Annotated in this window: 17 protein-coding genes; 8 read left to right on the top strand and 9 right to left on the bottom strand. The window is 70.4% G+C overall.

What is annotated here, in order from left to right:
* Nucleotides 1-18 precede the first annotated feature (18 nt).
* Nucleotides 19-525, bottom strand: coding sequence for a DUF6912 family protein (locus tag ACFVQ0_RS33235; protein ID WP_390092895.1), 507 nt, complete (start codon nt 523-525; stop codon nt 19-21).
* 289 nt (nt 526-814) lie between these two features.
* Here ACFVQ0_RS33235 and ACFVQ0_RS33230 point away from each other — a divergent pair, with 289 nt between their 5' ends.
* Nucleotides 815-1,234 (top strand): Rv3235 family protein, encoded by a 420-nt coding sequence (locus ACFVQ0_RS33230; protein WP_390092894.1) that lies wholly within the window; start codon nt 815-817, stop codon nt 1,232-1,234.
* 496 nt (nt 1,235-1,730) lie between these two features.
* Here ACFVQ0_RS33230 and secA read toward each other — a convergent pair whose 3' ends face one another.
* Complete coding sequence (gene secA, locus ACFVQ0_RS33225) at nt 1,731-4,562, bottom strand: preprotein translocase subunit SecA (RefSeq protein ID WP_390092893.1); 2,832 nt, start codon at nt 4,560-4,562, stop codon at nt 1,731-1,733.
* Nucleotides 4,563-4,803: 241 nt separating this feature from the next.
* Here secA and ACFVQ0_RS33220 point away from each other — a divergent pair, with 241 nt between their 5' ends.
* Nucleotides 4,804-5,391: a GNAT family N-acetyltransferase gene (locus ACFVQ0_RS33220; protein ID WP_390092892.1), complete on the top strand. Its 588-nt coding sequence runs from the start codon at nt 4,804-4,806 to the stop codon at nt 5,389-5,391.
* 52 nt (nt 5,392-5,443) lie between these two features.
* Nucleotides 5,444-6,619: a winged helix-turn-helix domain-containing protein gene (locus ACFVQ0_RS33215; protein WP_390092891.1), complete on the top strand. Its 1,176-nt coding sequence runs from the start codon at nt 5,444-5,446 to the stop codon at nt 6,617-6,619.
* 33 nt (nt 6,620-6,652) lie between these two features.
* On the opposite strand, the gene ACFVQ0_RS33210 is transcribed toward ACFVQ0_RS33215, so the two are convergent.
* From ACFVQ0_RS33210 to mtnA, 7 genes are all read right to left on the bottom strand, one after another.
* Complete coding sequence (locus ACFVQ0_RS33210; protein ID WP_073738141.1) at nt 6,653-7,408, bottom strand: response regulator transcription factor; 756 nt, start codon at nt 7,406-7,408, stop codon at nt 6,653-6,655.
* Nucleotides 7,409-7,594: 186 nt separating this feature from the next.
* The gene (hpf, locus tag ACFVQ0_RS33205) at nt 7,595-8,284 is read right to left on the bottom strand and encodes a ribosome hibernation-promoting factor, HPF/YfiA family (protein ID WP_327337159.1); all 690 of its coding nucleotides are present in this window, start codon (nt 8,282-8,284) and stop codon (nt 7,595-7,597) included.
* Nucleotides 8,285-8,606: 322 nt separating this feature from the next.
* Nucleotides 8,607-9,335, bottom strand: a complete 729-nt coding sequence (locus ACFVQ0_RS33200; RefSeq protein WP_390092890.1) for a ComF family protein — start codon at nt 9,333-9,335, stop codon at nt 8,607-8,609.
* Nucleotides 9,336-9,438: 103 nt separating this feature from the next.
* Nucleotides 9,439-11,208: an LpqB family beta-propeller domain-containing protein gene (locus ACFVQ0_RS33195; protein ID WP_390092995.1), complete on the bottom strand. Its 1,770-nt coding sequence runs from the start codon at nt 11,206-11,208 to the stop codon at nt 9,439-9,441.
* Nucleotides 11,209-11,293: 85 nt separating this feature from the next.
* Nucleotides 11,294-13,324: an MtrAB system histidine kinase MtrB gene (gene mtrB, locus ACFVQ0_RS33190; protein ID WP_390092889.1), complete on the bottom strand. Its 2,031-nt coding sequence runs from the start codon at nt 13,322-13,324 to the stop codon at nt 11,294-11,296.
* 1 nt (nt 13,325) lies between these two features.
* Entirely contained in the window at nt 13,326-14,015 is a 690-nt protein-coding gene (gene mtrA, locus ACFVQ0_RS33185; protein WP_187740742.1) for a two-component system response regulator MtrA, read from the bottom strand.
* A 4-nt stretch (nt 14,016-14,019) separates the two neighbouring features.
* Nucleotides 14,020-15,165: an S-methyl-5-thioribose-1-phosphate isomerase gene (gene mtnA / locus ACFVQ0_RS33180; RefSeq protein ID WP_390092888.1), complete on the bottom strand. Its 1,146-nt coding sequence runs from the start codon at nt 15,163-15,165 to the stop codon at nt 14,020-14,022.
* Between the two features lie 140 nt (nt 15,166-15,305).
* Here mtnA and ACFVQ0_RS33175 point away from each other — a divergent pair, with 140 nt between their 5' ends.
* Genes ACFVQ0_RS33175 through ACFVQ0_RS33155 form a run of 5 tightly spaced genes read left to right on the top strand, consistent with a single transcriptional unit; the run spans nt 15,306 to nt 20,742 of the window.
* Nucleotides 15,306-16,505, top strand: coding sequence for a hypothetical protein (locus ACFVQ0_RS33175; protein WP_390092887.1), 1,200 nt, complete (start codon nt 15,306-15,308; stop codon nt 16,503-16,505).
* 4 nt (nt 16,506-16,509) lie between these two features.
* On the top strand, nt 16,510-17,199 hold the full coding sequence (locus ACFVQ0_RS33170) for a DUF4129 domain-containing protein (RefSeq protein ID WP_390092886.1): 690 nt from the start codon (nt 16,510-16,512) through the stop codon (nt 17,197-17,199).
* Complete coding sequence (locus ACFVQ0_RS33165; RefSeq protein WP_390092885.1) at nt 17,196-18,422, top strand: DUF4350 domain-containing protein; 1,227 nt, start codon at nt 17,196-17,198, stop codon at nt 18,420-18,422. The genes ACFVQ0_RS33170 and ACFVQ0_RS33165 overlap by 4 nt, the downstream gene beginning before the upstream one ends.
* Nucleotides 18,419-19,420, top strand: a complete 1,002-nt coding sequence (locus tag ACFVQ0_RS33160) for an AAA family ATPase (protein WP_390092884.1) — start codon at nt 18,419-18,421, stop codon at nt 19,418-19,420. The genes ACFVQ0_RS33165 and ACFVQ0_RS33160 overlap by 4 nt, the downstream gene beginning before the upstream one ends.
* An 11-nt stretch (nt 19,421-19,431) precedes the next feature.
* Nucleotides 19,432-20,742 (top strand): DUF58 domain-containing protein, encoded by a 1,311-nt coding sequence (locus tag ACFVQ0_RS33155; protein WP_390092883.1) that lies wholly within the window; start codon nt 19,432-19,434, stop codon nt 20,740-20,742.
* The last annotated feature ends 185 nt before the right edge of the window (nt 20,743-20,927 follow it).

Genomic DNA, 20,927 nt, shown 5'->3' with positions numbered 1-20,927 from the left:
CCGCCCTCGGTCTCTCCCTCAGCCGATCAGGTTCGGAATCTCCTGGATCCCGAACCACAGCAGCTCGTGGTCCTCCGCGCCGTCCACGGTGAACTGGGCGTCGTCGTCACCGAGGTCCGCCGCTCCCAGCGCGGCCGCGGCCGCCGTGACGTCCTTGTCGGCCTCGTCCGAGTCGACGTGCACCGCGGCCGCCTTCGCCAGCGCCACCGCGGAGGCGATCGTGACCTCACCGAGCGAGGAGGCGTCCAGGATGTGATCCGGGTCGGCGACCGCGTCCCCGTCCGGTACGTCGACCGCGACGACGACGCGGCGGCGGGCGGCGGCGGGGTCCCCGGCGATCAGCCGCAGCGAGGCGGACGCGGCCCGGTTGAGCGCCGCGTACTCCAGCTCCTCGATGTCGTCGGAGACGTACCACTCGCGCAGCCCGGGGGTCACCGCGTAGGCGGTGAGCGGGCCGGGGCCCAGTTCGCCCGCCCCGTGCGCCGCTGCGAGACCGGAGAGGGTCAGGGGGACGTACACGCGCATGGCTTGGCCGCTTTCGTAGTCGGAGACGCCCTCAGGATACGTGCGGCGTCCCCCTTTGGGGTTACCTGTACGGGCCCCGCCCCGTCCACCCGGCAACCGCCGCTCACCCTGCCCGCCCCGTCCCCGCTCCCCGCTCCGTACCGGGTCCGCCACCCGGATAGGTGAATCCCGGGCCCGCTCCCCCGCGCCCTCGGACGCTTGCGGCCGGTCCGCCGCCCCCGTAGAAGATCCACAGCAGAAGTTACCGCCCGGTATTTGCCGGGCCTCTGAAGCACGGGGGCGATGAGCAGTGACCATGAACAGGACCCGGCCCGCCGGACGGCACGACGCACGCAGGCCCGAGACCGTCCCCTCGCAACGCCTCCGGACACCCCGGCGCGTCCGCCCCCACCAGTGGTTCGCGGAACGCCTCCTGGCCGTCCTCAGCGGCCAGCGCCCCGTCCACTGGATGCTCGGCCACACCATCGGCGAGGCCTACGACCAGCTGGCCGAACTGGCCCCCACCACACCCCTCAGGAGCCACGGCGCCCGCCCGGTGATCCGGATGTGCCGGGGCGCCCAGCCGGCCCCCGGCGTGGTGGAGGCCTGCGCGAGCATCGCGGCGGGCGAACAGGTCCGGGCCATGGCCTTCCGCCTGGAACAGGGCCCCGATCTCCGCTGGCGCTGCGCCGCGGTGGAGCTGGGCAGCACCCCGGCCCGCCACCCCTGACGAGAGGAGCCCACCACCGCCCCGCACGAGCCCGATCGCGGACCTCACCATCAATCCCTACCCGCGGGCCACCCCAGAGCCCTCACACCCCCACAAAACCCCACCCACCCACCTCCCAACCCCAACCCACCCCTACCCCCACCCCCAACCCCTCCAGCGCCCCCACCCAGCCCCTCCACCCCACTCCCAGTCCCACTGCCCCATCCAGTTCCACAGCCCACCCACCCAGCCCCTCCACCCCCTTCCCGTCCCGCGCCCCACCCAGCCCCTCCAGCGGCCCCACCCAGCCCCTCCGGCGTTTGAGGAGCGGGGTCCGGGGCGGAGCCCCGGTTACGGGAAGGGGCGGGGAGGGGAACAGGCCCGCCGCAGGCGCCCCACCCCCTCAACCCGCCCCACCGCACCGCACCTCAGCCGCCACCAAACGGAACGGCCGGGGCCGGACACCCAAACGGTGCCCGGCCCCGGCCGTAATCCAGATCGAAGCGATCAGCGCGCGCTACTTCTTGCGGCGCCGCCCACCCCCACCACTCTTCTGCGCCTTGCGCCGCTCAGCCCGAGTAAGCCCGTCGGACTCGCCGCCCGCACCCGCACCGACCGCGTCACCGTCGACGTTGGAGAAGTCGCCCTCGACGACACCGCCCTCACCGTCCACCGTGGGAGCGGAGAAGTGCAGCCGGTCGGGACGCTGCGGAGCGTCGAGCCCCTTCGCCCGGATCTCCGGACGCGCCGCCGGAACGGCGTCCTCCTTGGTCAGCGAGGTCGCCGCCGAGTCCTCCACCGGCACCTCCTCGACCTGCTGCTCGACCTGGACCTCCAGGTTGAACAGGTAGCCGACGGACTCCTCCTTGATGCCCTCCATCATGGCGTTGAACATGTCGAAGCCCTCACGCTGGTACTCGACCAGCGGGTCCTTCTGCGCCATGGCCCGCAGCCCGATGCCCTCCTGGAGATAGTCCATCTCGTAGAGGTGCTCACGCCACTTGCGGTCCAGCACGGACAGCACCACGCGCCGCTCCAGCTCACGCATGATGTCGGAGCCGAGCGTCTTCTCGCGCTCGTCGTACTGCTCGTGGATGTCGTCCTTGACGGACTCCGCGATGAACTCGGCGGTGACCCCGGCGAGATCCCCGGCGGCCTCCTCCAGCTCGACGACCGTGACCTTCACCGGGTAGAGCTGCTTGAAGGCGCCCCACAGCCGGTCCAGGTCCCACTCCTCGGCGAACCCTTCCGCCGTCTCCTGGCGGATGTAGTCGTCGATGGTGTCGTCCATGAAGTGACGGATCTGGTCCTGGAGGTCCTCGCCCTCAAGCACCCGGCGCCGCTCGCCGTAGATGACCTCACGCTGCCGGTTGAGCACCTCGTCGTACTTCAGGACGTTCTTACGCGTCTCGAAGTTCTGCTGCTCGACCTGCGACTGGGCCGACGCGATCGCCCGCGTCACCATCTTGTTCTCGATCGGGACGTCGTCCGGCACATTGGCCATCGACATCACGCGCTCGACCATCTGCGCCTTGAACAGGCGCATCAGGTCATCGCCCAGCGACAGGTAGAAACGGGACTCGCCCGGGTCGCCCTGACGGCCGGAACGACCGCGCAGCTGGTTGTCGATGCGGCGCGACTCGTGCCGCTCGGTGCCCAGGACGTAGAGCCCGCCGAGGTCCTTGACCTCGTCGTGCTCGGCCTTCACCGCCTGCTCGGCCTTCTCCAGCGCCGCCGGCAGCGCGGCCGCCCACTCCTCGACGTGCTCGACCGGGTCGAGTCCGCGCTGACGCAGATCCGCCTCCGCCAGGTCGTCGGGGTTGCCGCCCAGCTTGATGTCGGTACCGCGGCCGGCCATGTTCGTCGCGACCGTGACGGCACCCTTGCGGCCGGCCTGCGCGATGATCGGCGCCTCCCGGTCGTGCTGCTTGGCGTTGAGGACCTCGTGCTGCACACCGCGCTTGGAGAGCTGCTGCGAGAGGTACTCGGACTTCTCGACCGAGGTGGTGCCCACCAGGATCGGCTGGCCCTTCTCGTGCTTCTCCGCGATGTCGTCGACGACGGCGGCGAACTTCGCGACCTCGGTGCGGTAGATCAGGTCCGACTGGTCGGCCCGGACCATCGGCCGGTTGGTCGGGATCGGCACCACGCCGAGCTTGTAGATCTGGTGGAACTCGGCGGCCTCGGTCATCGCCGTACCGGTCATGCCGGAGAGCTTGCCGTAGAGGCGGAAGAAGTTCTGCAGGGTGATCGTGGCGAGGGTCTGGTTCTCGTCCTTGATGTCCACCCCTTCCTTCGCCTCGATCGCCTGGTGCATGCCCTCGTTGTAGCGGCGGCCGGCGAGGATACGGCCGGTGTGCTCGTCGACGATCATGACTTCGCCGTCGATGACGACGTAGTCCTTGTCCTTCTTGAAGAGTTCCTTGGCCTTGATCGCGTTGTTGAGGTACCCGACGAGGGGGGTGTTCACCGACTCGTAGAGGTTCTCGATGCCGAGCCAGTCCTCCACCTTCGCGACACCGGGCTCGTGGATCGCCACGGTCCGCTTCTTCTCGTCGACCTCGTAGTCGCCGGTCTCCTCGATGCCCTTGAGCGGGTTGCCCGCCTCGCCCTTGGCGAGCCGGGTGACCAGCTTGGCGAAGTCGCCGTACCACTTGGTGGCCTGGTCGGCGGGGCCGGAGATGATCAGCGGCGTACGGGCCTCGTCGACCAGGATCGAGTCGACCTCGTCGACGATCGCGAAGTTGTGACCGCGCTGGACGAGCTCGTCCTGCGACCACGCCATGTTGTCGCGGAGGTAGTCAAAACCGAACTCGTTGTTCGTGCCGTACGTGATGTCGCAGCCGTACTGCTCGCGGCGCTGGGCCGGAGTCATGTTGGCGATGATGCAGCCGACACTCAGTCCGAGGAACTTGTGGACCCGGCCCATCATCTCCGAGTCACGCTCGGCCAGATAGTCGTTGACCGTGATCAGGTGCACGCCCTTGCCGGAGAGCGCGTTGAGATACGCGGGCAGCGTGCCGACCAGGGTCTTGCCCTCACCGGTCTTCATCTCGGCCACATAGCCGAGGTGCAGGGCTGCGCCGCCCATCATCTGAACGTCGTAGTGGCGCTGTCCGAGGACTCGCTTGGCGGCCTCACGGACGGTCGCGAATGCTTCGGGAAGCAGGTCGTCCAGGCTCTCGCCGTCCGCGTACCGTTCCTTGTACTCGTCGGTGAGCGCCCGCAGCTCGGCGTCGGAGAGGTTGACGAAGTCCTCTTCGATGGAGCTGACCTGGTCCGCGATGCGGTGCAGTTTGCGCAGGATCTTGCCTTCGCCTGCACGCATGAGCTTGTTGAAGACGGACACTGAGGCTGGTCTCCTTGCCGGTCGGGCCTGGCACTGGGTCGTGTTATGGACTCTGGCGCGGGCACGGCAGGTGGGCCCCACCGCAACGGCCATCGTAAGCGAGGACCCCGCCGCGCCGGGAGGGCTGCCACTGCCTTGAGCTCGCAGTGCCCTCCCGGATCAACGGACGAAGGGCGCCGAAGGTGCCGGGAAGGGCGAAAAGTGCTCGCCCCGAGCCCGGGCCGGTCAGCAGAATCCGTACATGGAACCGATCACCCTCACCACCGACCGTCTGCTGCTCCGCCCCTTCGCCCCTGACGACGCGGCCGAGGTGTACGCCGCCTGTCAGGACCCCGACATCCAGCGCTGGACGGTCGTCCCCTCTCCGTACAGCCGCGCCGACGCGGAGCTCTTCACCGGCCGGCTCTCGCCCGCCGGCTGGCAGGACGACTCCATGTACAACTTCGCCGTCGCACTGCGTGACGGCGGGGCGCTGACCGGTGCGCTCGGCATCAACCGAGGCAACCAGCCGGGCACCTACGAGGTGGGTTTCTGGGCCGCTGGGGAGCATCGCGGCCGCGGCTACATGACGGAAGCGGTTCGCCGCGCCGCCCACTGGACCTTCACCTCGCTCGGCGGGGACCGGCTGGAGTGGCGGGCCGAGACGGGCAACGTCCCCTCACGGGCCGTGGCGCTGCGGGCCGGTTTCGTCATGGAGGGCGATCAGCGCTCGGGGCTGCTCAACAAGGGAGTGCGACGCGATACGTGGACCGGCGCGCTGCTCCCGTCCGACCTCGGGCTGCCGGGGACCTGCGCCTACCTTCCGGCGAGCGCCCCCGCCCGCCCATGAGTACCGCGGAGGCCGGGCCGCAGTGTCAGTGCCGCCCTCTAGGGTTCGAGGCATGACGCCTGTGCAGCCTCCCGCAGTCGAACTCTCCGCCGATCAGGCCCGCAGGATCGCCCTGCGCGCCCAGGGCTTCCTGGGCGCTCCGGACCGCCGGGCCGGGGTGCCGGGCGTGCTGCGGCATCTCGGCGCCGTCCAGCTCGACACGATCTCGGTGCTCGCGCGGTCGCACGAGCTGATTCCGTACGCCCGCCTCGGCGCGATCGGCCGTCGCCCGGTCGAGGAGGCGTACTGGTCGGGCGGCCGCGCCTTCGAGTACTGGTCGCACGCGGCATGCGTCCTGCCGGTCGAGGAGTGGCCGCATTTCGCCTTCCGCCGCCGCGCCTACCGCGCTCGCCCGCAGTGGCACCACGATCTGCCGGACGGCGCGTACGACACGGTCATCAAGCAGCTGCGCGCCGAGGGCCCGCTGACGGCCACGGAGCTGGGCGGTGCGAACAACGGCGGGGAGTGGTGGGACTGGTCCGCCTCGAAGGTCGCCGTCGAGCGGGCCCTGATGTACGGCGAGGTGGTGTGCACGGAGCGGCGCGGCTGGAAGCGGGTCTACGACCTCGCGGAGCGCGCCCTGCCGGCCGCCGTGCTGCACGACGATCTGGACGACGCGGAGTGCGTGCGCCGGCTGGTGGCACTGGCCGGGCAGTCGCTGGGCGTCGGCACCCGCGCGGACATCGCCGACTACCACCGGCTCAAGGCGGAGCAGTTCGACGCGGTGGTCGCGGACTCCGGCCTGGTGCCGGTGGCGGTGCGGGGCTGGACGAAGCCGGCCTGGGCCGATCCGGCGGCGCTGGCCTCCGAGCCGCGCGGCCGGCACCGTACGACGCTGCTGTCGCCGTTCGACTCGCTGGTCTGGGAGCGGGCGCGCACCGAGCGGATCTTCGCCTTCACGCACCGGCTGGAGGCCTACGTCCCCAAGCCCAAGCGGGTCCACGGCTACTTCGCGATGCCCCTGCTGGCGGGCGGCAGGCTTCAGGGCCGGGTCGACCCGGCGCGCGAGGGGACGACGCTGGTCGCCCGGCAGGTGTCCCTGGCGGGACCGAAGGCCGTGCCGCCGATGGCGGAGGCGCTGGTCGAGGCCGCCTCCTGGGTCGACTGCACGGACGTCCGCCTGGAGCGGGTCGACGCACCGGAGCTGCGCGGGCCGCTCACCCGGGAAATCGCGCGCCTTCTGGCATAGCCCCAGGCATTCCCAGGCCTTTACCCGGCCCGGTCACCTGATCTCAAGGATTTTCTCCCGCATGGCGTAGACGACGGCTTCCATCCTGGAGTGCAGCTGGAGCTTCTCCAGAATGTTGCGGACGTGGTTCTTCACGGTGTTCTCGGAAATGAAGAGTTCCTTCGCGATATCGCGATTGTTCATGCCCGTGGCGACCAGTTTGAGGACTTCGAGCTCACGTTCGGTGAGCCGGGGCGCCGGTACCAGCCGGCGTTCGTCGGTCCGCTGGATCATCGATTTGAACTCGGTGAGCAGTTTCGACGCCATGGACGGGCTGATCTGGGACTGCCCGTCCGCCACCGCACGGATCGCCGTGGCGACCTCGTCCGTCGAGATCTCCTTGAGGAGGTAGCCGGTGGCGCCCGCCTTGATGGCGTCGTAGAGGTCGGCCTCCTCGTCGCTGATCGTCAGCATGATGATCTTCGCGCTGGGGGCCACCTCCTTGATGGCGGTGCAGGCCTCGATGCCGCCGCGTTTGGGCATCCGCACATCCATCAGCACGATGTCGGGCAGCAGATCGGCCGCCTTGTCCACGGCTTCCGCCCCGTCCCCGGCCTCACCGACGACCTGGATGTCCTCCTCCTGCGCGAGGACGATCTCCAGTCCTCTGCGGAAGAGGGCGTGGTCGTCGACCACGAGGACCCGGATCGGTTCCTTGCCTGAACCGCCGTCGTCGTCCGTTCCGGTGCGGGCACCGGAAGCAGCGTCGGCATCATTCGCATCGCGCACGGGCCCGAAGGTGTCCGCCATCGTTCCTCCCCCTGAAGGCCACGGCCTGAAGTTCACAAACTGTCCGCCAACGGCAGTTCACACAGCACAGATTGGCTTGGGCCGCCATGATTTCATGCCTGGACGTCAGAGCGGTGATCCAGTGGTCGCACACGGGTGCCCCTGGGGGCGCACAAGGCGCTCCAGGGGCACCACGGAGTGGTGGTGTCAGCCGCCGAGCGCCCCACCCGCGCCGCCCGCCTCATCGGCGGCCAGCGGGTCGGTCCTCAGGTGGATGACGCCGTAGTCGTACGCGTGCCGCCGGTAGACGACACTCGGTTCCTTCGTGTCGGAATCGACGAACAGATAGAAGTCGTGTCCGACCAGCTCCATCTCGTAGAGCGCCTGGTCGAGCGACATGGGCGCCGCGACATGCGTCTTCTCGCGCATCACCAGCGGTCCTTCGCCCTGTACTTCGAGCGAGCCGATCCTGGTGGTGGGCACCGGCTTCGTACCTTCGTCGGCGATCAACTCGCCGTCACCGTTGAACGAAGCCGCTTCCGGCACCACTTCGCCGACCTCGGCGGCCGGGGTGCGGCCCGAGCCACGACGGCTGTAGCGCTTGTCGTGCTGCTTGCGCAGCCTGGCCTCCAGCTTGCCGGTGGCCAGGTCCAGCGCTGCGTACGGGTCGCCTGCGGCCGCTTCCGCCCTGATCACCGGTCCACGCGAGCGGAGCGTGATCTCCACCCGGTCGGAACGGTCGGCCTGACGGGGATTCGGCTCCTTGGACACCTCCACGTCGAGGCTGATCACCTTGCCGTCGAACTTCTGGATCTTGTCCAGCTTCAGCTTCTCGGCCACGTGCTTGCGGAACCGCTCGGGCACCTCGGTCTTGCGGCCCTTGACGACGATGTCCACGCAGAACTCCGTTCCCGGATCGCTCCGCTCGGCGGCGGAGCATCTCCCTTTTGCACCAGGCCCCGGTGGTAACCGGAGCCGCGGACTCGGTGGTTTCCACCTTCTCCTCCCCCGGCGGCGAGGTCTGCACCCCACCGGATTTCCGGGATCTGAACTGCTGGTGGGTCACCTGCCCGAAACCTGGTAGTGCATTCGTCGAGGTCTGGCATTCACCATTCCTCACAACCGAACATAGCCTGCTCGGCCGTCTGTCGGCACCCGCTACTCGCACGTACCTCCGTTCAGGTCTTTTTACCCACTCACTACCTGCAACGATGCAAGTTCAGTTCCAGTTCCGGTTTATTTCGAAGGCGGACGGAGATACTGCGACGACGGCCGCCCGGCGCTCCCCGGAACCCGTGCGTTCCGGCCCTGCCGCCCGGTCGATCGCGCGTGCCGCCTCGGCCAGTGAGGCACCCGTGGTGAGCAGGTCGTCGACCAGCACCACCCGCCCGGTGTCCAGCAGCCGCCCGCCTCCGGCCACCACCTGCAACGCCCCCGCCAAATTCGCCCGGCGGTCCCCGGCGCCGAGCCCCGACTGGTCGGCCACCCGGCGTCGCTGCCGCAGCACCGCCGCCACCCCGGCCGGGGTGCCCGCGCGCCGCAGTTCCGCCGCGGCCGCCAGCGCGATCCGGCGCGTCGGATCGTGTCCGCGCGCCGCCACGGCCCGGCGCGACGACGGCACCGGTACGAGCAGCAGCGGTCCGGGACCGGGCGGCGGGCCCGCCCCGGCCCTCACCGCAGCCGCCAGCGCCTTGCCGAGCGCCCCCGCCAGGCCGAGCGCGCCCCGCTCCTTGTGGGCCAGGAGCAGCGCGCGTACCGCGTTCTCGTAGCGGGCGGCCGCGTGCACGGCGGGCAGACCGGCCGGCTCGGGATCGGGGCGCACCCGGCGCGGCGGTGTGCCGTGGAGCTCGGCGGCGCACTCCTCGCACAGCTCCGTCCGCGGTCTGCCGCAGCCTCCACAGGCCACCGGCAGGACCAGTCCGGTGATCTCCCGCCACCACCCGCGCATGACTCCACTGTGCCCCCGCCGGGGCCGCCGGACCACCCCTGTGGAAAACCTCCCGGGACCGCGGACGCGCCCAGTGCGGACGGGCTCGCACGCGGTATCGGCGTCAGCCCGGGTAGACCAGCGCCGAGCCCTCCTTGAGGACCGTCTGCCAGTTGTCCCCGGGCAGCAGCTTCACTATTCCGTCGCCCTGGGTGTCCGCCATCAGGGGCAGCTGCTCGTCGTCCGCCGCGGCGATCGCCCGTACCTGGTTCACCCCGGGGAGCACACCGGAGGACGGTGTCGAGCCGTCCGCCTGCACATAGCGGACCTGCTGCACGCCGCCCTGCTCCTTGCCGACCACCACGAGGCGGCTGCCGCCCGACCAGGACATCGCGGTGACATCCGCCAGCTGCGGGGCCGCCTGCCGCAGGTCGACCACGGAGACCCGCTGCTTGTCCGGCGGTCCGTGGCGCTCGATCCGGCCGATCTTGAGCGTCGTATGGCCGTCGCTCGTCAGCAGCAGCGCGATGCGCACCCCGTCCGAGGACAGCCGCAGTCCCTTGATCCGGCTGCCGTTCAGACTCGGCACCGTGACCTCCTGCGGCTTGCCCGCGCCACCGGTCAGCCGCAGCAGCCGGGGATTGTCCGGGTTCCGGTCGGCGACCCAGAGGTCGCCCCTGCCGTCCCAGCTGGGCGCCGTCAGTCGGTTGTCGGCGCCACTGCCCCCGCTCGTCACCGCAGGCGCCGGCAGCTGCCCGTCCTCGGTGATGGAAGCCACGTAGAGCGCGTCGCGATGCTGCGAGAGCGCCGCCGCCAGCTGCTCGTCCCGGGCCACGCCGACCTCGCTCACCCGCGCCGGACCCGCGCCGAACGGTCCGGGCACCGGCTCCGGTTCCCCGCTGCCCCGGGTGCTCCCCGGAATGCGCTGCACATGCCCCTTGGCATCGACGAAGTACTGGCTGTCGGGTCCGCCGGAGGAACCGTCGGGGGCGTACTCCTCCGCCTGGTCGGAGTCGAGCACGCACAACGGCGAACCGTCCGAGCGCTGGAGCTCCACCTGCTCGACCCGGGCCGAGGTCAGGTCCCGGAGGGTGAAGAGCACCTGCGACGCCATCATCCGGCAGGAGCGCTGACCTGCCCCGTCCACCTTCTTGTTGAGCGGAACCTTGAGGACGTTGCGGTCGTCGGGCGTCAGCGAGACGACGTCCTTCCGCAGCTTCGTCCCGGCGGGGAAGCGCGATCCGACCACCGGCCGCAGCCAGTCGGTCGGGCCCCCCAGCAGGCTGCGGACCGCCTGCGTGACGGTGTCCATCCCGGTGGTGGGGTCCGTCCGGTTACGGATGTAGACGGGGTCGGCGACGAGCGTGGACTGCGCCTCCGACAGCCCGGTGGCGAAGTAGAACTTGTTGACGGAACGGTAGAGCCGCTTGAAGTCCGACTGCCCGAGCACCAGACCGTCCGGCACCGTGTCGATGCGCCACTCCTTGCCGTCCGGCCCGTTCCGCCGCACCAGGTGGAGGGCGCCGGTGTAGTCCACCGGGGCCAGCGGCTGGTACGCGTTCTGCTCGTCGACCGTCGCCACCTTCTCGCCGGACAGGGTGTAGCTGACCTCGGTCGTGGAGCGGTCGCTCTCGTGGACCGGGCGGTCGCTCCGGTTCGGCGCCTTGGCCAGCACGGTGGTGAGCGCACTCGGCTTCCAGGACTTCGACGCCTCCGGCGTCAGGTATTTACGCGTCGTCTGGAAATCGGAGTCGTCGCTGGTCATCGACTCCAGGAAACCGTCGACCACCTCGTTCGGAGTGGCCCCTTCACGCGGTGCGACCGCGTACACCTGCACCTGGGAGTCGCCGGGCTGCGAGGCGTCCACAGCCTTGACGTCCCCGGTGACGGGCATCGAACCGCACGCGGTGAGCAGCAGCGCGCCGCATCCCAGCAGCACGGTCAGCTCCGCCGCACGTCCGCGGCCGCCCTGATGACGGTCAGTGCCCACGAGTCGTGTCCTCCCGCCCGGGATCCTGTCCCGGGGAGTCGTTGGCGCCGGTCCGCTCCCCGGCGGGGCGCGGTACCACCCGTGCGCCGTTGCCCGGCAGCGCGGCCGGGTGCACCGAGCCCGGTGCGGTCCTGGCGGTCGCGGGGGCGCGGGCGGGCACCGGCAGCGGTGAGCGGTCCGTGCCGGGCGTCTGCGAGGGGACCGCCATCAGCCGGTGTTCGCTGCCCGTGGCCTGCGCGGGCGCCACCGCGGCCCGCTCCCGGCTCTCCCGGTTGCGCCGCGAGTCCTCGGGCTCCAGCGGTATCGGTGAACCGCGCAGCGGCTCGTCCGCCGTGCGCGGCAGGGTCAGCCGGAACTGCGAGCCGCCGCCGGGTTCGCCCCAGGCCTGCAGCCAGCCGCCGTGCAGCCGGGCGTCCTCGACGGCGATCGACAGCCCCAGCCCGGTGCCGCCGGTCGTCCGTGCGCGGGCCGGGTCGGCCCGCCAGAAACGGTTGAACACCCGGGTCGCCTCGCCCGGCTTCAGGCCCACCCCGTAGTCCCGGACGGCCACGGCGACCGCTCCACCGGCCACCCCCATCCGCACCACGACATCGCGGCCCTCACCGTGCTCAACGGCGTTGACGACCAGATTGCGCAGGACCCGCTCGACGCGTCGCGCGTCGGCCTCCGCTATCACCGGCTGCTCGTCACCGACCACCCGGATCCTGGTGCCCTTGCGCTCGGCCAGCGGCTCGGCTCCGCCGATCACCCGCCGCACGACCTGCCGCAGGTCTATCGGCTCGGCCTCCAGCGCCGCGGCCCCCGCGTCGAACCGGCTGATCTCCAGCAGATCGGAGAGCAGCGACTCGAACCGGTCGAGCTGATCACCGAGCAGTTCCGCGGAGCGGGCCGTGACGGGGTCGAAGTCGACGCGTGCCTCATGGATGACATCGGCGGCCATACGGACCGTCGTCAGGGGGGTGCGCAGCTCGTGCGACACGTCCGAGACGAACCGCCGCTGCATCCGCGAGAGCTCCTCCAGCTGCTGGATCTTCAGCTGGAGGTTCTGCGCCATCTTGTTGAAGGCCTCGCCGAGCCGGGCGATGTCGTCCTCGCCGGTGACCTTCATCCGCTCCTGGAGCCGACCCGCCGAGAGGCGTTCAGCGATCCCTGCCGCCATTCGTACGGGGGTGACGACCTGGCGCACCACGAACCAGGCGATGGCCCCGAGCAGCACGACCACGAACAGACCCGCGGTGGCGAGCGTGCCCTTGACCAGGGTCAGCGACTTCTCCTCCTGCGTGAGCGGGAAGAGGTAGTAGAGCTGGTAGGGGTTGCGGTCGATGTCGTACAGCCGTTTGCCGACGACGAGACCCGGCTGCGATTCCTGCCCGTTCGCGTAGCGGATCAGGGAGTACGTCTGGAACGCTCCGGGGCCCTTGTTCACGGAGTCGCGGAGACTCTGCGGGATGCTCGCGGCTTCGACGCCGCCCGAGCCGCGGGGCGCACGGGAGCCCTCGTCGGCGCTGAGCGCCACGACGTTGAAGGCGTTCTTCCCGCCACTGGCGAGCTGGTCGACCAGTTCGGTCCGCCAGGAGTTGTTGGCCGTGGTGCCGTCCGCGGCGTCGCCGCCCTGCCCGGGAGTGGGGGTGAGCGGTGCGTTCGCCTTCTCCTGGGCGGCCGCGAATCCGCCCGCTGCCTGGGTCTGTGCCGCCTTGCCCTTGGCGTCCAGCAGGCCGTTGCGCACCTGCCCGATCACGACGAGGCCCAGCAGCAGCACCACACCGAGCGACATGAGCAGCGTGCCCGCGACGACCCGCAGCTGGAGGTTGCGCCGCCACAGCCGCACAGCCGGCAGCAGCGGACGCCGCACCCAGCGCATCAGCAGCCGGGGCACCGGCCCGCCGGGCGCCCGGTTCTGGAACAACCGGCCGCCCTGCAGGAAGAGCCCGACGTGAGACGGCGTGTGCCCTGAACCGGCAGCCCGCTCCGTACGGACTCCCGGCTCCCCGGGCTTCGGAGCAGCGCTACCCAGGGACATGTCAGCTCGGTCCGGCCTTGTAACCGACGCCTCGGACGGTCACCACGATCTCCGGCCGCTCCGGGTCCTTCTCGACCTTGGAACGCAGACGCTGGACGTGCACGTTCACCAGCCGGGTGTCGGCGGCATGGCGATATCCCCACACCTGCTCAAGCAGTACCTCACGGGTGAAGACCTGCCACGGCTTACGGGCGAGCGCGACCAGCAGGTCGAACTCCAGCGGGGTCAGGGCGATGGACTGCCCGTCCCGCTTCACCGAGTGCCCGGCCACGTCTATGACCAGATCACCAATGGTGAGCTGCTCCGGTGCCGGCTCCTCGGACCTCCGCAAACGTGCCCTGATCCGGGCAACCAACTCCTTAGGTTTGAACGGTTTGACGATGTAGTCGTCGGCCCCGGACTCCAGGCCCACCACCACGTCAACCGTGTCGCTCTTGGCAGTGAGCATGACGATCGGCACACCTGACTCGGCCCTGATCAGCCTGCAGACCTCGATGCCGTCCCTACCGGGCAGCATGAGATCCAGGAGAACCAGGTCCGGCTTCGCCTCACGAAATGCAGCAAGTGCCTTGTCGCCGTCCGCTACGAACGACGGCTCGAATCCCTCACCACGCAGCACAATGCCGAGCATCTCGGCCAGTGCGGTGTCGTCATCGACGACAAGGACGCGTCCCTTCATAATCGACATCATCCCATTAGCTAATCGTTATCTGCGATGACCTGGCACACAGCTCTGCCAGCCCGACCCCTGTGACCGGGGAGATTACGCCCTCCTCCGTGACGATCGCCGTGACCAGCTCCGGCGGTGTGACGTCGAAGGCGGGGTTGTACGCCGGGGATCCCTGCGGGGCCACGACGACACCGCCCGTTTCCCGGCCGACCGCCCCGGACCGAGAAAATGTGACCTCCGTCACCTCTCGCCCCGGTCGCTGCTCCACGGTGATCGACGCCCCGTCCGCGGTGTCCAGATCCACGGTCGTGGTCGGGGCCACCACGATGAACGGTACGTGGTGATACTGCGCGAGCACGGCCAGCGGATAGCTCCCCACCTTGTTGGCCACTGATCCGTCCGCGGCGATGCGGTCCGCCCCGATGAGCACGGCGTCCACCTCCCCCGCCGCGAACAGCGATCCTGCGGCGTTGTCCGTGAGCACGCTGTACGCCATGCCGTTGCGAGCCGCCTCGTACGCGGTCAGCCTCGCCCCCTGAAGCAGCGGACGGGTCTCGTCGACCCACAGCCGCCTCAGCCGGCCGGCCCGGTGCGCGCCGAGCGCCACCGCGAAGGCGGTCCCCTCTCCTCCCGAGACGAGCGCCCCGGTATTGCAGTGGGTCAGCAGCTGATGACCGCCGTCGGGCAGCAGCTCGTCCAGGAGGGCGAGCCCGAACCGCGCCATACGGGCACTGGCCTCGGCGTCCTCCCGGTGCAGGGCCCTGGCCTCCGCCAGCGCCTCCGCCGCCGCCTGCTCCCGGCCCGCGCCCTTCTCGACCGCGGCCCGGTACACCCCGGCGGCCCGCCGGACCCCGTAGCCGAGGTTCACCGCGGTGGGTCGCGCCCGCTCCAGCAGTTCCGCGGCAGCCTCCACGTCCTGACCCCGTACGGCGGCGAGAGCCACGCCGTAGGCCCCCGCGATGCCCAGCAGCGGCGCTCCCCGTACCGCCAGGGCCTGGATCGCCTCGACCAGTGCGGGCACACCGGCGCACACCAGCTCGGCTTCCTCGGCGGGCAGCCTCGTCTGGTCGAGGAGCACCACCGCGGGACCTTCCGGAGGCTCGTCCCAGCGAAGTACGGAGAGGGCCGAGGGGGCGATGCCCACCGGCGGTTGCGCGTCCTGATCAGCCATCCGCCCAGTCTGCCCGGTGACCCGCCCGGAAATGAAGGCACGAAGGAGATGGAGCACCAGGACCGGACCGGTGCGACGCGTGGCACGATGGCTGCCAACCTGCCGCCCCGATGAGCGGGCAGGACCGTTAAGGAGCGCGAATGAACGACACTCCGGGCTGGGCCTCGCCCGGATCTGCCCCCTCCGACGGCCAGGAGACGGGGATCCCCCGGCCCTCCGAGCCTGTCGACAGCAGCGGACCTGCGGGGAACTGGTCTTCCACGCAGCCACCCGCAGGGCAGTGGTCCCCGCCGAGCAGCGCCGGCACCGGTCCCGGCGCACCGCCTCCCGCTCCCGGCTGGGGCGGCCGGCCGCAGGGCCCCGGCTGGGGCCGGCCGCACGCGGCCCGGCCCGGCGTCATCCCGCTCCGGCCACTGGGCGTCGGCGAGATCCTGGACGGCGCGGTGTCCACCATGCGCGCCCACTGGCGCACGGTCCTCGGCCTCACACTCGCCGTCTCCGTGATCGCGCAGACCGCGATCATCCTCGTACAGCGCTATCTGCTGCCCGAGCCCCCGTCGATCGACGCGAACGCCACAGGCGCGGAGGCCCTGCGGCAGGCGGCCGACTCGCTCCAGGCCAGCCTGCTGGATCTCGGCCCGTTCCTGCTGATCACGATGCTCGCCACCATCTTCACCACAGCGGTGCTGACCGTGGTGATCAGCCGCTCGGTGCTCGGCCGCCCCGTCACCCTCTCCGACGCGTGGGCCGAGGCCCGGCCCCGGCTGCTCCCGCTGCTGGGCCTGACGCTCCTGCTCGCTGTCATGGCCGTGGCCATCCTGACCGTCGGGTTCCTCCCCGGATTCCTGATCGGAGACACGGCAGGAGTCGGGCTCGCCTTCCTCGGGCTTCTCGCCGCATGTGTCGTGCTGGCGTGGCTGATGGTCCGCTTCTGCCTCGCCTCGCCCGCGCTGATGCTGGAACGGCAGTCGATCACCGCGTCGATGCGGCGCTCCGCCAAACTGGTCCGGGGCGCCTGGTGGCGGACCTTCGGGATCCTGGTACTCACATGGCTGCTGACTCTCCTCGTGACCGTGGTGATCGGAATTCCGTTCGGCATCATCGCCATCGCTGTGGACGGTGGCGGAATGAGCTCGTTCCTCACCGATAGCGCCAACAGTTTCGGCTGGCCGTTCCTGATCGTCTCCGGAATCGGTGACGTGGTCGTCGCGACGATCACCTACCCGCTCTCCGCGGGAGTCACCGCACTGCTCTACGTGGACCAGCGCATCCGACGCGAGGCGCTCGACCTCGAACTCGCCAGGGCAGCCGGTCTGCCGGGCTACGACAACAGGAGTTGACGCCGTGTCGGGGGTGGGCGGCACGGCGGCCGCACAGCTGCTGATCCGGGCCGGCGGCGGCATACCCGTGGACACCCCACGGGTGCCCGCGCGCGAGGCTGCACGGCATGAACTGTCCAATCCGATGTACCACGAGAACGATCCGAACTTCCTCCAGCGTGCTCTCGACCACCTGTGGGAATGGGTCGGCGATCTCCTCTCGTCCGCCTCGGGCGCCGGCCTCGGCGGTCCGGCGGGGCTGGTCGTACTGGTCCTTGTCGTGCTCGCCCTGGCCGCCGCGCTCCGGTGGCGGCTGGGGACCCCGCAACGCGGTCCCGGACCGGCGGACGCCCTCTTCGAGAACGGCCCCCGCAGTGCCGCGGAACATCGCACCGCCGCGGAGACCCACGCCACCGCCGGCCGCTGGAACCAGGCGGTCCAGGAACGGATGCGCGCCATCGTCCGCTCCCTCGAAGAACGCGCCGTCCTGGACCCCCGCCCCGGCCGTACGGCCGACGAAGCCGCGGCAGAGGCCGGACGCCCCCTCCCCGCACACGCCACGCGACTGCACGCGGCCGCCCGGCAGTTCGACGACGTCACGTACGGCAGCCGCACCGCCGACCAGCAGGCATACCGGACCTTGGTCGACCTGGACCTGGAACTCGAATCCGCCAAGCCCCAGCTGACCGGCACGCTCCCGGGAGCCGCCGGATGACCGTGGTCACCACCGCTTCCTCCTCTGTCTCCCCGACCGCTCGTCAGGTCTGGACCCGCGCACGAGGGCTGCTGCTCGCCGTCCTCGTGCTCGTCGCCGCCGGAATCGCGCTGGCCGCCACCCACTCCGGCGACCTGCACGGACGCCTCGACCCCCGCTCCGCCGACCGCTACGGCAGCCGGGCCGTCGCCGAACTCCTCAAGGACCGCGGCGTCTCCGTCCGGGTCGTCACCACGCTCAAGGACGCCACGTCGGCGGCGGGCCCCGACACCACGCTGCTCGTCACCGCACCCAACCTGCTGACGCCCGACCAGCAGCACACGCTCCGCACGGCGACCACCGCCACCGCCGGCCGGACCGTACTCCTCGCCGCAGGACCTCCCTCCGTGCACACATTGGCCCCCGGTGTCCGCGCGGAGTCCGCCGCACCGGTGACCACTCGGGCTCCCCAGTGCTCCCTGGAAGCGGCCCGGCTGGCCGGCACCGCCGAGACAGGTGGCCTGCGCTACTCCACGGACAGCCTCGACAGCCTCGCCTGCTACCCGGCCGACGGCCTCCCCTCCCTGCTGCTCCTGCGCCATCCGGCAGCGGGCGACACCGTCCTTCTCGGCTCCCCCGACATCCTGTACAACGACCGGCTGGACAAGCAGGGCAATGCCTCGCTCGCCCTTCAACTCCTCGGCTCCCACCCGCATCTGGTCTGGTACCTCCCCTCGCTCGATGACCCCTCCGCCATAAGCGGCGGCGAACACGACGACGGCGGAACGGGGACCGAGAGCGAGGGCGGCGAGAGCAGTTTCATCGACCTGATCCCCTCGGGCTGGCTGTGGGGCGCCCTGCAACTCGCACTCGCCGCCGCACTCGCCGCCGTCTGGCGGTCACGTCGCCTGGGCCCCGTGATCGCTGAGCTGCTGCCCGTGGCCATCCGCGCCTCCGAGTCCACCGAGGGCCGCGCCCGCCTCCACCGCAAGACCAACGCCCGTGACCGGGCCGCCGCCGCACTGCGTCACGCCTCCCGCACCCGCATCGCCCCTCTCGTCGGCGTCTCCCCGCAGGACGCCCACTCCCCCACAACCCTCCTGCCCGCCATCTCCGCCCGCCTCAGTACGGCCGACGACGGCCTTCGAGAACTGATCTTCGGCTCGGCTCCTTCCGACGATGCCGCGCTCGTCCTTCTGGCAGACCAACTCGACTCCCTCGAAAGGGAGGTTCGTACCTCATGACCGCCCCGCCCCCCGTTTCCGCCGGGACAGCCGACACCAACCGGAACGACGACACCGCCCGCGCCTCCCTGGAAGCCCTGCGCTCCGAGATCGCCAAGGCCGTGGTCGGGCAGGACCCGGCGGTCACCGGCCTCGTCGTCGCACTGCTCTGCCGAGGCCACGTCCTGCTCGAAGGCGTGCCGGGCGTGGCCAAGACCCTCCTGGTCCGCTCCCTGGCGGCAGCGCTCGAACTCGACACCAAGCGCGTCCAGTTCACCCCCGACCTGATGCCCAGCGATGTCACCGGGTCGCTCGTCTACGACGCCCGTACCGCCGAGTTCTCCTTCCAGCAGGGCCCGGTCTTCACCAACCTCCTGCTCGCCGACGAGATCAACCGGACACCGCCCAAGACCCAGTCCTCCCTCCTGGAGGCGATGGAGGAGCGGCAGGTCACCGTCGACGGAACCCCCCGGCTCCTCCCCGACCCCTTCCTCGTCGCGGCAACCCAGAACCCGGTGGAGTACGAGGGCACATACCCGCTCCCCGAAGCCCAGTTGGACCGCTTCCTGCTCAAGCTGACGGTGCCTCTGCCGTCCCGAGAGGACGAGATCGACGTCCTGACCCGCCACGCCGACGGCTTCAACCCCCGAGATCTCAAAGCGGCGGGCATACGCCCGGTCGCGGGACCGGCCGATCTGGAAGCCGCTCGCGCCGCTGTCGCCAGGACCAGCGTCTCCCCCGAGATCGCCGGCTACGTCGTAGATATCTGTCGTGCCACGCGTGATTCCCCCTCGCTCTCCCTCGGGGTCTCACCCCGAGGTGCCACTGCTCTGCTCTCCACCGCACGGGCATGGGCCTGGCTCACGGGCCGCGACTACGTCATTCCGGACGACGTGAAAGCCCTGGCCCTCCCCACACTCCGCCACCGCGTCCAGCTCCGGCCCGAGGCGGAGATGGAAGGTGTCACCCCCGACTCCGTCATCACCGCGGTTCTCGCCCAAGTCCCCGTACCCCGATGAGGCGGTGAGTCGTGGCCCTCACCGGACGCACCGCGCTGCTCGCCGCCCTGGGGTCACTCCCCGTAGGCATCCTGGCCCCGAGCTGGACGGGCATGCTCGCGGTCAACGCCCCGCTGTCTCTAGCAATTCTGTGCGACTATGCCCTGGCTGCGCCAGTGCGTTCGCTCCAGTTCACCCGATCCGGTGATACAACCGTTCGACTTGGTGACGGCGCAGAAGTGCAACTCACCGTAGTCAATCCTTCCCGCCGGCGTCTGCGGGCACACCTCCGTGATGCCTGGCCTCCCAGCAGTTGGCAGGCCGGCACGGAACAGTCGGCGTCCCGCCACAGCCTGGCGGTCCCGCCGGGCGAACGCCGCCGCATCACCACATTCCTGCGTCCCACCCGGCGTGGCGACCGACGGGCCGAGCAGGTCACCGTTCGCTCGTACGGCCCGCTGGGTCTCGCGGCGCGCCAGGGCAACCATCAACTCCCATGGACAGTCCGGGTTCTGCCGCCGTTCACCAGTCGCAAGCATCTGCCGTCCCGTCTCGCCAGACTGCGAGAACTCGACGGCCGCACCAGCGTCCTGACCCGTGGCGAGGGTACGGAGTTCGACAGCCTTCGCGCCTACGTACCCGGCGACGACACCCGCTCGATCGACTGGCGGGCCACGGCCCGCCAGTCTGCCGTCGCCGTACGGACGTGGCGTCCCGAGCGCGACCGTCACATCCTCGTCGTCCTCGATACGGGCCGGACGTCGGCCGGGCGGGTCGGTGATGTTCCTCGTCTCGACGCTGCCATGGACGCCGCACTGCTCCTGGCCGCTCTCGCCACCCGCGCGGGCGACCGGGTCGATCTGCTCGCCTACGACCGCCGTGTACGCGCCCGCGTTCAGCGTCGGGCGGCCGGGGAGGTCCTGTCGGCCATGGTGGATGCCATGGCACCGCTCGAACCGGAGCTGGTGGAAACGGATGCGCGCGGCCTCAGTGCCATGGCTCTGGCGAACGCACCTCGCCGTTCCCTGATCGTGCTTCTGACCAGTCTCGACTCGGCCCCCGTCGAGGAGGGCCTGCTGCCCGTCCTGTCCCGCCTGACACAGCGGCACACCGTACTGCTGGCGGCTGTCAGCGATCCGCGCATCGAGGAGATGGCCGGCGCGAGAGGAACAGTGGACGCGGTGTACGAAGCGGCTGCCGCCGCCCAGGCCAAGGCCCGACGTCGCAGAACGGCGGATCAGCTCCAACGGCACGGAGTCGTTGTCGTCGACGCCACTCCAGACACCCTCGCACCGGCTCTTGCCGACGCCTATCTGGCTCTCAAAGCCGCAGGTCGTCTGTAGCTCCGGGCTACAGGATGCAGCGGATCGGTTCCGAGCCCGGCACTTCGGGAAGCAGCAGAAGTGCCGGGCCGGAATTTGATCGACAATATTGTCGGGAACGCAGAAAAGCCCCGTGCCACAAGGGCACGGGGCTTAACTATTTAAAAGGAGTTCGGCGGCGTCCTACTCTCCCACAGGGTCCCCCC

The sequence above is a fragment of the Streptomyces sp. NPDC057900 genome, from assembly GCF_042887885.1.
GTDB lineage: Bacteria > Actinomycetota > Actinomycetes > Streptomycetales > Streptomycetaceae > Streptomyces.
This window is presented reverse-complemented; position numbering and strand designations above follow the sequence as displayed.

What these genes read in the sequence shown, in the direction of transcription:
- mtrA (WP_187740742.1), bottom strand. Translation starts at nt 14,015, where the DNA reads ATGATGTCGATTATGAAGGGACGCGTCCTTGTCGTCGATGACGACACC.
- ACFVQ0_RS33165 (WP_390092885.1), top strand. Translation starts at nt 17,196, where the DNA reads ATGACCGTGGTCACCACCGCTTCCTCCTCTGTCTCCCCGACCGCTCGT.
- ACFVQ0_RS33160 (WP_390092884.1), top strand. Translation starts at nt 18,419, where the DNA reads ATGACCGCCCCGCCCCCCGTTTCCGCCGGGACAGCCGACACCAACCGG.
- mtrB (WP_390092889.1), bottom strand. Translation starts at nt 13,324, where the DNA reads ATGTCCCTGGGTAGCGCTGCTCCGAAGCCCGGGGAGCCGGGAGTCCGT.
- ACFVQ0_RS33200 (WP_390092890.1), bottom strand. Translation starts at nt 9,335, where the DNA reads ATGCGCGGGTGGTGGCGGGAGATCACCGGACTGGTCCTGCCGGTGGCC.
- ACFVQ0_RS33210 (WP_073738141.1), bottom strand. Translation starts at nt 7,408, where the DNA reads ATGGCGGACACCTTCGGGCCCGTGCGCGATGCGAATGATGCCGACGCT.
- ACFVQ0_RS33235 (WP_390092895.1), bottom strand. Translation starts at nt 525, where the DNA reads ATGCGCGTGTACGTCCCCCTGACCCTCTCCGGTCTCGCAGCGGCGCAC.
- ACFVQ0_RS33220 (WP_390092892.1), top strand. Translation starts at nt 4,804, where the DNA reads ATGGAACCGATCACCCTCACCACCGACCGTCTGCTGCTCCGCCCCTTC.
- ACFVQ0_RS33195 (WP_390092995.1), bottom strand. Translation starts at nt 11,208, where the DNA reads ATGCCCGTCACCGGGGACGTCAAGGCTGTGGACGCCTCGCAGCCCGGC.
- ACFVQ0_RS33215 (WP_390092891.1), top strand. Translation starts at nt 5,444, where the DNA reads ATGACGCCTGTGCAGCCTCCCGCAGTCGAACTCTCCGCCGATCAGGCC.
- mtnA (WP_390092888.1), bottom strand. Translation starts at nt 15,165, where the DNA reads ATGGCTGATCAGGACGCGCAACCGCCGGTGGGCATCGCCCCCTCGGCC.
- ACFVQ0_RS33175 (WP_390092887.1), top strand. Translation starts at nt 15,306, where the DNA reads ATGAACGACACTCCGGGCTGGGCCTCGCCCGGATCTGCCCCCTCCGAC.